11 protein-coding genes and 1 tRNA gene are annotated in these 11,422 nt (G+C 35.9%); 2 read left to right on the forward strand and 10 right to left on the reverse strand.

What is annotated here, in order from left to right; all coding sequences use genetic code 11:
* The first annotated feature begins 124 nt into the window (after positions 1-124).
* Positions 125-1,093, forward strand: coding sequence for an oxygen-dependent tRNA uridine(34) hydroxylase TrhO (trhO, locus tag A3EM_RS0124935; protein WP_026210579.1), 969 nt, complete (start codon positions 125-127; stop codon positions 1,091-1,093).
* 138 nt (positions 1,094-1,231) lie between these two features.
* On the opposite strand, the gene A3EM_RS0124940 is transcribed toward trhO, so the two are convergent.
* The 8 genes from A3EM_RS0124940 to A3EM_RS0124980 all read right to left on the reverse strand — a co-directional run bounded on the left by A3EM_RS0124940 (position 1,232) and on the right by A3EM_RS0124980 (position 7,983).
* Positions 1,232-1,687, reverse strand: coding sequence for an Hsp20/alpha crystallin family protein (locus A3EM_RS0124940; protein WP_020530975.1), 456 nt, complete (start codon positions 1,685-1,687; stop codon positions 1,232-1,234).
* A 214-nt stretch (positions 1,688-1,901) separates the two neighbouring features.
* Complete coding sequence (locus A3EM_RS0124945) at positions 1,902-2,699, reverse strand: 3-keto-disaccharide hydrolase (protein ID WP_020530976.1); 798 nt, start codon at positions 2,697-2,699, stop codon at positions 1,902-1,904.
* 31 nt (positions 2,700-2,730) lie between these two features.
* Positions 2,731-3,399, reverse strand: coding sequence for a Rossmann-fold NAD(P)-binding domain-containing protein (locus A3EM_RS0124950; protein ID WP_020530977.1), 669 nt, complete (start codon positions 3,397-3,399; stop codon positions 2,731-2,733).
* A gap of 190 nt (positions 3,400-3,589) precedes the next feature.
* Entirely contained in the window at positions 3,590-4,531 is a 942-nt protein-coding gene (locus tag A3EM_RS0124955) for a DUF6807 family protein (protein WP_044239765.1), read from the reverse strand.
* A 368-nt stretch (positions 4,532-4,899) separates the two neighbouring features.
* On the reverse strand, positions 4,900-5,199 hold the full coding sequence (locus A3EM_RS0124965; protein ID WP_020530980.1) for a DUF3817 domain-containing protein: 300 nt from the start codon (positions 5,197-5,199) through the stop codon (positions 4,900-4,902).
* A gap of 309 nt (positions 5,200-5,508) precedes the next feature.
* A tRNA-Arg gene (locus A3EM_RS0124970) sits at positions 5,509-5,582 on the reverse strand.
* A 69-nt stretch (positions 5,583-5,651) separates the two neighbouring features.
* Positions 5,652-6,356, reverse strand: a complete 705-nt coding sequence (locus A3EM_RS0124975; RefSeq protein WP_020530981.1) for a response regulator transcription factor — start codon at positions 6,354-6,356, stop codon at positions 5,652-5,654.
* Positions 6,349-7,983 carry a sensor histidine kinase gene (locus A3EM_RS0124980; RefSeq protein WP_169513402.1) on the reverse strand — a complete coding sequence of 545 codons (1,635 nt, stop codon included), beginning with the start codon at positions 7,981-7,983 and terminating at the stop codon, positions 6,349-6,351. Before A3EM_RS0124980 ends, A3EM_RS0124975 begins: the two co-directional genes overlap by 8 nt.
* 256 nt (positions 7,984-8,239) lie before the next feature.
* Between A3EM_RS0124980 and A3EM_RS0124985 the strand changes: the two genes are divergently transcribed.
* The gene (locus tag A3EM_RS0124985) at positions 8,240-8,887 is read left to right on the forward strand and encodes an ABC transporter ATP-binding protein (protein ID WP_020530983.1); all 648 of its coding nucleotides are present in this window, start codon (positions 8,240-8,242) and stop codon (positions 8,885-8,887) included.
* Here A3EM_RS0124985 and A3EM_RS0124990 read toward each other — a convergent pair.
* Positions 8,879-9,811: a PorP/SprF family type IX secretion system membrane protein gene (locus A3EM_RS0124990; RefSeq protein WP_020530984.1), complete on the reverse strand. Its 933-nt coding sequence runs from the start codon at positions 9,809-9,811 to the stop codon at positions 8,879-8,881. The two genes, A3EM_RS0124985 and A3EM_RS0124990, sit on opposite strands and share 9 nt — an antisense overlap.
* A 55-nt stretch (positions 9,812-9,866) precedes the next feature.
* Positions 9,867-11,422 (reverse strand): Ig-like domain-containing protein (locus A3EM_RS0124995; protein WP_026210580.1); only part of this gene is annotated, 1,556 nt, incomplete at its 5' end.

Genomic DNA, 11,422 nt, shown 5'->3' on the forward strand with positions numbered 1-11,422 from the left:
AAAAAAACACCAGGATTGAGAAAGTTTGGATGCGCTAAAGTGAGGATTGTCATGTTTTGTGCCATCAAATTATTTACATTTGCAGCTGAAATTAAATATGTATCACTTAGCCACAACTAAGAGGATGGAAGAAAAGAAATATTACATTCTGTTGTATTATTGCTATACAACTATTGAGAACCCCGAATTATTTAGAGAAGAACATCACCAGCTTTGTCTCGACCTGAATTTATTGGGTAGAATTATTGTAGCCGGAGAAGGCTTAAACGGGACAGTTTCCGGCCTGAAAGCCGATTGCCAAAAGTACATGGATATTGTGAAGGCGGATCCACGATTTGAAACACTTGAATTTAAAATTGATGAAAGTGATGAACATGCCTTTCAAAAGCTCAATGTAAGGGCGAAAGATGAAATCGTCAATTCTGATTTCGAAACAGTTGATCCCAATAAAAAAACCGGAATTCACTTAGAGCCTGCAGAATTTAAAAAATTAAAAGATCAGGAAGATGTGGTTTTGGTGGATATGCGCTCTAATTACGAACATAGTATCGGGAAATTTAAAGGAGCCATCACCCTTGATATTAATAACTTGCGGAATCTTCCTGAAAAAATGCACGAACTGGAAGAATTCAAAAATAAAAAGGTGATAACTTATTGTACTGGTGGAATAAAATGTGAAAAAGCCAGTGCCTTTTTATTGGAAAAAGGATTTGAGAATGTTTACCAGTTGCACGGAGGTATAATAAAATACGGTATTGAAGAGGGAGGAGAAGATTTTGAAGGAAAATGCTATGTGTTTGACAATCGTGTGGCGGTGGATGTGAATAAGGTAAATCCAAAGGTAATCAGCAAATGTTATGTCTGTGGTACAATAAGCGACCATATGGTTAATTGTGCCGATACGGTTTGTAACCGACATACAGCTATTTGTGAAAGTTGTATGGAAAAAATGGAAGGATGTTGCTCTGAAGAATGTAAAAATTCCCCCACCAAAAGGGAATGGAATATGGATGGCTATTATCCTAAAGAATTGAATGGCTATAATCCTTATAAGGATGCAAAGAGGCTTAGGAAGGCTGAAAGTCAATCATAAAAAAAGGGTAACTCAATTCGAGTTACCCTTTTTTCGTCATGCTTGTTGAAAAGCAGCTAATAGAAATTAACTGTATAAGTTAGCCACTTGTGTTTGTCATTAGCAACAAAAGTGGCTCAAAAGTATAAGCACTGGTGCTTATTTAATTGAAATAGTTTTTGGTTTTACAGCTTCCCTTTTGGGTAAGGTAATATTTAACAAACCATTGTCATATCCTGCTTTGATATCGTCCGCATTTACGGTGTCTGGCAATTGGAATGACCTTCGGAAAGAGTGATAACTGAATTCTCTTCTGGTGTAATTTCCAGCTTTGTCTTTTTCTTCAACCTTATTTTCTTTTTCGGTTGAAATTGTTAAAACACCGTGATCGATTTCAATTTTAAAATCTTTTTTATCCAATCCGGGAGCTGCCAGTTCAATATTAAATTCTTTGTCGTTTTCCTGAATATTTACTGCAGGAATATTAAAGTTATCATCATCGAAAAATGATTTTCCAGGAAGTCTGTTCCATCCATCGTTAAAGAAATTATCTACAAAATTCGAGAATGTTGATAATCCTTTGTCTTTGTCTCGGTTAAATTTTACAAGTGTCATTTTCTTAGGTATTTTTGGTTAAACTATTAATTGATTTCACCTAAGAATATACAAGGGAAATGCCAGCCGCAAAAAACGGAAAATTTAGCAGATTACAAGAATGATATATGTAAAAATGTCATGATTTCCAATTTAAATCATGACATTTTTACATGTTTTGTAGGTTTTCTTCGTGAATAGACTTTTGAGAATGAGTTTAATTACAGGCATTAAATCATTCTAGGGTTTTAATTTTTATATTTTTAAACTCAATTCCCTGACCTTCCGATTGCAAACCAATAAAGCCTTTTGTGAGTAGTTTCCCATCAATTTTTATAGCAGGATCAAATCCCTCAACCACAGCCCCACCTATTTGTGGTTTAGTGTATTGCAAAACTGTGTCTCCATTTACCAAATGGATCACCAATGAATCTCTGAAAACAATTAAATCTCCACTTACCCACTCATCCCAAGGATAAGTTTTAGAAGTAGAACTAATGCAATGTCTTGGGTCCATTTCATGATTAAAAATCACTTCAGTTCCGGGAGAACACATATTGCCTGTTGGTCTGGGGCCTTTACCTTCATCCGCAAGCATTTGATATTCTACAGAAATAGGCCAGTTTTGTTCTTTCAGAATGGTTTTGGGATCCTGTGAATGAAACATTATTCCACTATTTCTATAAGTATAACTCGGTGCATCTTCCAGCCATTGTTCGGTAAACTTATATTCAAATTTTAAGTGGTAAGAAGAAAATGGTTCTTTATAGAACAAATGGCCATACCGTTCATTAAATTCAGGGTAATCATCATAATTGACCTGAATTTTTCCATCTACTACACGGAAAGTATTTGCAAAGTTATCTCCAACTTCATGATGATGTATTTTGGGAATCCAGCCTTCTAAATCTTTCCCATTAAAAAGTGATTGCCATTGTTCCGGGGCTTTTTCATCAATTGAGGTAGAATTCTTATTGCAGGCCCCTAAATAAATTAGGCATAGGGAAAAGAGCAGCAGTTTCAATTTGTTCATTAATTGTAAATTATAAATTTTTGAATAGAATTTAATACTCGGCTAAAGTTAATATATCTGCCGGTTTTAAAACTTTTTTTTCATAGCCTTTTAAAGTGACATTGATCATGGCCTGGCCAATCTGAGTGGTATCCACGATCGAATTTGGAAATAACCCTTTCAATATTTTCAGGAGCCATTTTAAGTTATTAATCAAAAATCTATACATTTTATCACTGGGTTGAATGTCTCGTTTTGGAATTATTCCTCCCGGCCTGAACATAAAGGCCTGTTTAAAACCTAATTTGAGTAAATCATTTTCCGTTTTTCCTTTCACCCTGGCCCACATACTTCTGCCTTTTTCCGAAGAATCAGTACCTTGCCCTGAAACATAGTTAAAAGTAAAGTCGGGGTTAATTTTTATCAACTCTTTGGCCAATGCGAGGGTAAAATCATAAGTCAATTTGGTGTATTTGGATTCATCAATACCAGCAGCACTTACCCCCATGCAGGCATAACAGGCGTCATAACCTGCCAACTTATCGGAAATAGAAGCAAATTCAGAGAAATCCTTGTGGATAATTTCTGTTAATTTGGGGTGGTTAATGCCTAACGGGTTTCTGGAAATTGATAAAACACCTGTTATATCTGCATGATCAAGGCATTCCAAAAGCACACCTTTTCCAACCATTCCTGTAGCTCCGGTTACAATTACTTTCATAATAAGGGAATATGATTTATTGATTTGGTTTCTAATTTACCTGTTTTTTTAAAGAAGGCCGAATACCCAGGAATTAATCCTTTTCATTATCGAGATAAAAGTGCTCAATTATTTTAAGGACAGCTAAACATATAGTTGATAACAAGGGATAGAATTGAGATTTTAAAGGATATTGTATCCAATTTTTAAATCATTTACCTTTAGCATACCGTGCATGAATTTTAGAAATTTCCGATGGTGTCAACCCATTATGAATAAGTAATCTGTACCGGAGTATCGTTGGTTCAATATGGGAGAGGGTGGTTCCTTTTTCTCCAGGGTAGGGGAATACTGCATTTTGCATACTCTCTTTTGACCGCAAAATCCATGGATTGGGATAACCTGGATTTTTTGGGTTACTCAAAATCGCTACACCTTCTACAGCGCTGGAATTTCTTAAAGAACCTGAAATATCCATCCAGTTTCCTGCTTTTATAGGTAAGCGTTGGGGCGTAACTTTTCCAGTTGGGGCTGTAAAAGTTGCATTCTCTGCTAGTTTTATTCTTGGAGAAAAACCTCCATAACCTTTTTCGTCCTCAGATCCGCCAATTCTTGTATTTGGCTCCATAGCCAATAGTGATATCTCAATATCAACCTGTCGATAGTTTTTATTTGTTGGATATACGGTAATTGTTGTGTTTTCAGCTACTAAAGGCTTTTCATTTCCATGATCATCTAACCACAGAGGAGACTTCCAGATCACATTTGCCACAATACTCTTTGCATTACCATTGTTTTTTAATGCTTCAACCTGATTTACTTCCCATTTAAAATCCTTGATTTCCCAACCATCCCCAATTCGTTTATCTCCAATATAGAATTGATGCCATGCCCAGAAAATACCCCGGTGATGAGGATGATCTTCAGGAAAGTCTTCTGTCAATATTTGACCATCCAGTGAATACAAAGGATGGATATAATTAGCCCTTTCGTATTTTCCATTAAGTGATTTTACAGCCGTTTGGTAGAATAATACACTATCCTCCCCTTCTTTAAAGAGTACCCCATCATCATGGAATTCAAGGTTGAGTCCTTGGGAAAATACGCTAAAGCCTGAAAGTAATAAAAGGAAGATCCCGATAAATTTTCTCATAGATTTAATGTTGGCAACAATTTTTATTGAAAACACGACCCATTTGATTATTTACAAATTATTGATTGCCCGGACCTAAAGGTAGCAAAATTGAGTGAAAACAGAAATAAGGTGGGACTGAGGTTATTATTGACTTTATGACCTTAAAATGGAAATTATTTACACATTGAAACTTAAGATATGCAGATCTATTTGGATAAAGCTTGGGGATTATCAAATATATGGAGGTTCTTTTAGTATTGATCCTGGTATTTGCTGGTTGAGAGGTAAGGAAAAATGAAGTGAGGTACCTCTGAACCCCACTGGAGTTTGAATCCTCATTGATTTAGGGGTTTCATTAATATTTAAGTTTCAGAGAAAAATACTGATTATCGTTTGCTCAAAATATTTTTATCGACATAAAAGTTTCCAAAAGGTATAAAACTAGCTAAGATCACTTTCCCGGTAGTTTTGAATTTCCAATTTTGCTCAATGCCCACACTTATTGCATTAATGACAAAAAGAATGAAAAATGCTCCGTGTATCGGTCCTAAAGCTTTGGTAAAACCAGGGGTTTCAAAATAGTATTTTAGTGGTACTCCTACAAATACAAGTATCAAAAGTGTAAAGCCTTCTAAAAAACCAAGGATACGAAGTCTGCCAATATTTGTTTTGAATAGTTTTTTCATAGTTAACTGAAATAAGGTCTGTTTAGAAATGGTGAAAATGGCCAGGGGATTGTGATAAAAATAATGACTAGAGCAATAGAAAACCAAATGAGTGTTTGATACATCAAAATCTGGTAAAATAATGATGCAAAAGTAAAGCTATTAAGGGTTTCAGCAAATTTAGATTGGTGAAAATCAAGCAGTTTGAAAATCCAAATCCCTTCACAGGATCATTTCAGAATATGTTTTTACAGAAGAAAAAACTCCAAAATTGTATGCAAATAAAAAAAGGTAGTTAAGATAAAAATTCGTAACTACCTGATTTTTAGGTGACTCCGGCAGGATTCGAACCTGCAACCTCCTGATCCGTAGTCAGGTGCACTATCCAGTTATGCTACGGAGCCTTAATGGAAAATTTCCATTTGAAGTGCAAAGCTATATATTTAATTAGAATTTAAAAATTGGCTTTTGCATTAGTTCATTGAATTTAGTTCGATAAGTTTAAATCCCTGACCGTGTACATTTATTATCTGAAGGTTTTCATCAGCCTTTAAAAATTTTCTCAGCTTTGTAATGTACACATCCATGCTCCGGGAATTGAAATAATTATCATCAAACCATATCTTCTTCAATGCTTTCGATCGGTCCAACACCTGATTTTTATGTAAACATAACATTCTTAACAAGGCCGATTCTTTCGAAGTTAATTTTTGTTCTAAATCCCCAATGGTTAGCTTTTGAGAAGAAAAATCAAATGAAAATTTACCAATTTCAAATTTAGTTTGAAGGTTGTCTTCCTCTTCCGTTTTATTAGTTCTTCTCAAAATAGCCTTTATTCTCAACAGCAACTCTTCCATACTGAAAGGCTTTGTTACATAATCATCTGCCCCTACATTAAATCCTTTAATGGCATCTTCTTTCAGGGATTTGGCAGTAAGAAAAATAATGGGGACTTCTGTATTTGTTTTCCTTACTTTATCTGCCAGAGTGAAGCCATCTACTTTAGGCATCATTACATCGAAAATGCACAAATCATAATTTTCTCGTTTAAAGGCTGTAAATCCTTGCTCTCCATCCCTGCATAAAGTAGTTTCATAACCTTTTACATTCAAATACTCATTTAAAATTTGTCCTAAGTTAAGGTCATCCTCTACGAGTAAAATTTTAGTTTTATTCATGTTTAAATGGTAAGTATATTGAAAATGTAGTTCCTTTGTTGAGTTCGCTTTTTACAGAAATTGTTCCCTGGTGAGCTTCTACCATAGTTCTTACATAGCTTAAACCCAGCCCAAATCCTTTCACATTATGAATGTTTCCTGTGGGCACTCTGTAAAATTTATCAAATATTTTATTCACCATGTCCTTGGCAATACCCTGGCCCTTATCGGAAATGAGGATTTGTAAACCTTCTCTGGAATTAAATGTTTCTATACATATTTCAGGTTTTTCCGGGGAATATTTATTCGCATTATCCAAAAGGTTGTAAATAATATTTGAAATGTGTAATTCATCTGCTTCTACCACGGCTTCTTCAGCATTTAGGCTGGTCTTCAAAATTCCATCTCTCTTTTCAATCTGAATCATCACATTCTTCAGGGCTTTGTCAACTGCATCATGAATATTCACCTGAGTTAAATTCAGTTTAAAATCTCCCCGGTCAAGTCTGGCGATTTGTAATACTTTTTCTACCTGCTGAAAGAGTCTGTTATTTTCATCTTTTATAATGTTCAGGTATCTTGAGCTTTGATTGGGTAATGAGCGTATGTCCGGGTCAAGTAATGCTTCAGTGGCTAAAGAAACCGTAGAAATTGGTGTTTTTAGCTCATGGGTCATATTGCTGATGAAGTCATTGGTGATCTCCGAAATTTTCTTTTGCTTGATAATGGTATGAATAGCAAAGCCAAAACAATAAATGATCAGGGAGATAAAAATGGCTGATGAAACCAGTAATAACCACATTTCCTTGATGATAAAAGACTGCTCATCCGGAAAATACAGGTATAAGGTATTTTTATTGTCAAAAATATCAGTAGGGAAAAGTGGGGTCTTGAATTGAGATTGCAGAATATTCCTTTTCTCCTCCTCATTCGTGCAAAACAGGACTTCCGATCGGCCAGATTCTCTTCCATTTACAGCAAAAAAGTAGGGTATATCAATGCCCCGGTTTCTAATTTCCAAATTTAATAAGGAATCTAATTGTCTTTGGGAAATTCTGTCTTTCATTTTTTTGTCCTTATGCATCCATTCTGAAAGAAAGCTGGAAAACATATCAGACATCTTGGAAAGTTTATTTTTGCTTTGTTGCCTGATTTTATTGTACCATGTAGCTGAATCAAGCGGATAAGAATTACTTACCAGAATAGGCTCAATTTGAAGTTCATTGGATACGCCATCATTTACCGTCTGGGTTAATTGTCTTTTAGCAAATCCCGATTTACTTATTACCACTTCTTCCTCGACTTCATATTTTACTCCGGCTGCAGACAATGTGGGTGATTCCAGGATTTGGGTTGACTGGATGGTATTTTCCTCTCTCCATTTTGCATTTCCCAAAGAGTCCAGCTCCATCATGAAATCATCCTGAATGATATCAATACGGTTAGCCATTTTTTCTTTGGCAATTAAAAAGGCTTCATCTTTTTCCAATCGTTGTACCACCGCCTGAAGAGCATCATGTACATTATTTTTAAACCTTTCCTTATTCACACTAATGGAAATATTTATCCAGTAGAATTGAAGAATGATCAATCCCAGCAGGGCAACTGCCATTAGTGCTATAGTTAATATGAGGTTTCTTTTTTTCAAATATTTTCCTGTACTTTTAAACTTCCGTACTATTATCCTTGAGAAATAATGTTCTCTCTTTCAGATTTTTATAGCAAATAAATTGCCCGGATAATTTTAATTTGCTACTTAATTTTGGATGTTTAAATCTGTTTTTATCCGAAATTAATATCTTGCAGCCTAAACAAAAATAACGGAGGAAAAAGTGCCCAAGTTCTATTTAACATAGTTTAACAGGCATTGAAAAGGGATTTTTTGAATTATTCTAACAGAAAAAATGATAGAAATTAAAGGTTTATCAACCAGTTATGATGGAAAAAAAATCATCAGTTTTCCCGATTGGAAACTGGAGCAGGGAGCACACAGCCTGATGCTCGGACCGTCTGGAAGTGGAAAAACCACACTGCTGCATATTTTAGCGGGAATGCTAAAACCGTCAAATGGAAATGTGTTTATTGCTGGGGAAAATATTCTTGAGCTGAGTGGAGCAGCCATGGATAAATTTCGAGGGAAGAATATTGGATTAATTTTTCAAAAACCGCATCTTATTGAATCTCTTACTATCAAGGATAATTTATTGATGGCGCAGTATTTTGCCGGGTTATCCAGAGACACAGATCGGATAAAGGAAATTTTAACTGAACTGAATATTCCGGATAAAATTAATGATAAGCCCCATCAACTGAGTCAGGGAGAAGCCCAAAGAGTAGCCATTGCCAGAGCACTGATTAATAAACCCAAAGTGATTCTGGCGGATGAGCCAACTTCAGCACTTGATGATGAAAATTGTAAAGCAGTGTATACTTTACTGGATAATCAGGCCAATAAAAATAAGGCAACAATGGTAATCTCCACCCACGATCAAAGATTGAAGGAACTCATCACAAATCATTTCATTTTAAAAAAAGAGGCTGTATTAGAATAATCTTGGGGTTAGAATAATTTTTTTCTGGAAGCTAAACCGATAGTTTAAAACTATTTCGTGAGTTCCTGATTGCACTTCATTCAAACTGGAAAAATTGGCAAATTCAAAAGCATAACCAAACATAAAATTCTGGTTGAGGAAAAATTGTGAAAGAATAGTCATAGTGTCAAATTGCCGATAAGAAAGGCCAAGACCAATTTTTTCTTTCCAATATAAATTAGCATTTATATCAAATTGAATGGGGGCTCCTTTTACTCCTTTTGCCAAAACATTTGGCTTCAAATCAAATATTTCAGAAAGTTTAACCACATATCCTGCATAGAAGAAATAGTGCTGACGAATGTCTGCTGTAGTGGGTTCGTCTTCTTCTACCAACATTTCCTGTAAACCTGAAGGAATAGAGGCTCCCAGGAATAGCCTGTCGGAATAATAATAGACTCCAAAGCCAAAGTCAGGTTTTGTGGTTGGATCAAAATTATTGCTCAAAACAGGATCATTTGGGTCAACGCCCACAATTCCCGACTGGTCAAACCTGGCCCGAACCAATCCCGCTTTTAGACCAAAGGATAAACTTCCCTTATCTATAGGAATAATATAGGCAAAAGCCGCATTGGCAAATGTTCTTTTTGTAGTTCCAATTTCATCATGCACTAAATTGAATCCTGCAGCCATTCTGCTTTTTTCTGTACTAAAAACTTTTTGGATAGGAGCATGAAAGGAAAATGTTCCGGTTTTGGGTGCGCCTTCCAGACCTGTCCATTGCCATCTTCCAAGAGCCGTTACACTATTCACCTCATGACTACCAGCATAGGCAGGGTTAATGGCTAGCCCATTGAACATGTATTGAGAATAAACCGGCTCCTGTTGGGAAAAAGCATGTTCCCCTACAATCAAAAAAATAAGTAAAAAATAAAGTCTTTTCATGCTATAGCTTTCTATTCCGGGACTATCTCCAGAAAATTTAATTTGCCTAATTCTTTTACTTGGATTTTACTGTAATATAAGTTTTGTTCGTCAGGTCATCAACTTCTACTCCATTTTCAAATACTTTTCCCCCAATTCTGTTTCCTTCCAGATCATATAAAATAAAGAAGTAAGTACCATCAGGAACAAGGTTCCCATTATTATTTTTTCCATCCCATTCTACCCTGAAATCTGGTCCGGTTGGAGACTGACTAAATTGCAAATCGTCCCAACGGTTATAAATTTCAACTTTAGATACACAGGTAGCAACCCAAATGTCATTCACATTATCCCCATTTGGTGAAATAAAATTACTGATAAATGTCCATGAACAATCCGGGCACTCCGGAACTTCAATTTTTATTTCTGTGGTATCACAGGAATTTTGATCTTCGCAACCCTCACAATCATTACAAACTTTATATTGAAGATTAATGTCACCTGAAAAACTTCGGTCGGGTGTAAATGTCAATAATCCTGTTGTTTGGTTGAGACTCAATGAGCCCCAGGCAGGATCAATTTCCGAAATAATTTCAAAATTTAATTGATCGCAGGATTGTGGAGCTTCATCATTTTCCGATAAATCAAATTCGATTGCCACCTCACTGCAAACCTCATCTTCTTCAAGGATAAATTCATCTACATTTGCAATTGGTGCTTCACAGCATTTAGGCACTCGGATCGTTACAATTGCCTCCGAGCAAAGGTTCTTTTCAGCACAGCCATTACATCGGTTACAAACCTGATATCCAAAACTAAATTCTCCAGAAAACTCAGGGTTTGGAGTGTAAGTCAATATTCCAGAAGTAGAATCCAGCTGAAGTGTTCCCCAGTCTGGCTGAATATTGGTGATGATTTTATATGGATAATTATTGCATTGTGTAGGTAAAGTATCATTCGATTTCAGATTAAGCTGAAATACACTTCCCGGGGAACAAATAGAATCTTGATTCAGCTCAAACATATCGTTTCCGGCAATTGGTCTTGGGCAACAATCAGCTTCAGGCACAACCACTTTCACCAAAGCCGAATCACATTCAGATTCACAGCCTGGACAAGCATTACAGACTTTGTAGGAAAATTCGAACTCCCCAAAGAAACCCGGTTTGGGCAAATAATTGACCGTTCCTGTTGCAGCATCTACGCTAAAAGACCCCCATGCAGAATCGAGTTGTGTTAGAATTTCTGTGTTAAAAAGATCACAAACTTTAGGCAGGGAATCATTATCTAAAAGGTTTAAAGGAATGAAATTCCCCGCACAAATTTCTGTATCACTTAAATTGAAAATATCATCATTGGCAATTGGTCTTGGGCAGCAATCGGCTTCCGGGACAATCACTTTTACCAATGCCGAATCACATTCTGTTTCACAGCCGGGACATGCATTGCAGACTTTGTAGGAAAATTCGAATTCTCCAAAGAAACCCGGTTTGGGCAAATAATTAATTGTTCCAGTGGCAGCATCCAAAGTGAAGGACCCCCATGCAGAATCGAGTTGGGAAAGAATTTCAGTATTATATAAATCACAAACCTTAGGCAGGGAATCATTGTCCAAAAGATTTAAAGGAATGA

It is taken from the genome of Flexithrix dorotheae DSM 6795 (assembly GCF_000379765.1).
GTDB classification, from domain to species: Bacteria; Bacteroidota; Bacteroidia; order Cytophagales; family Flammeovirgaceae; genus Flexithrix; species Flexithrix dorotheae.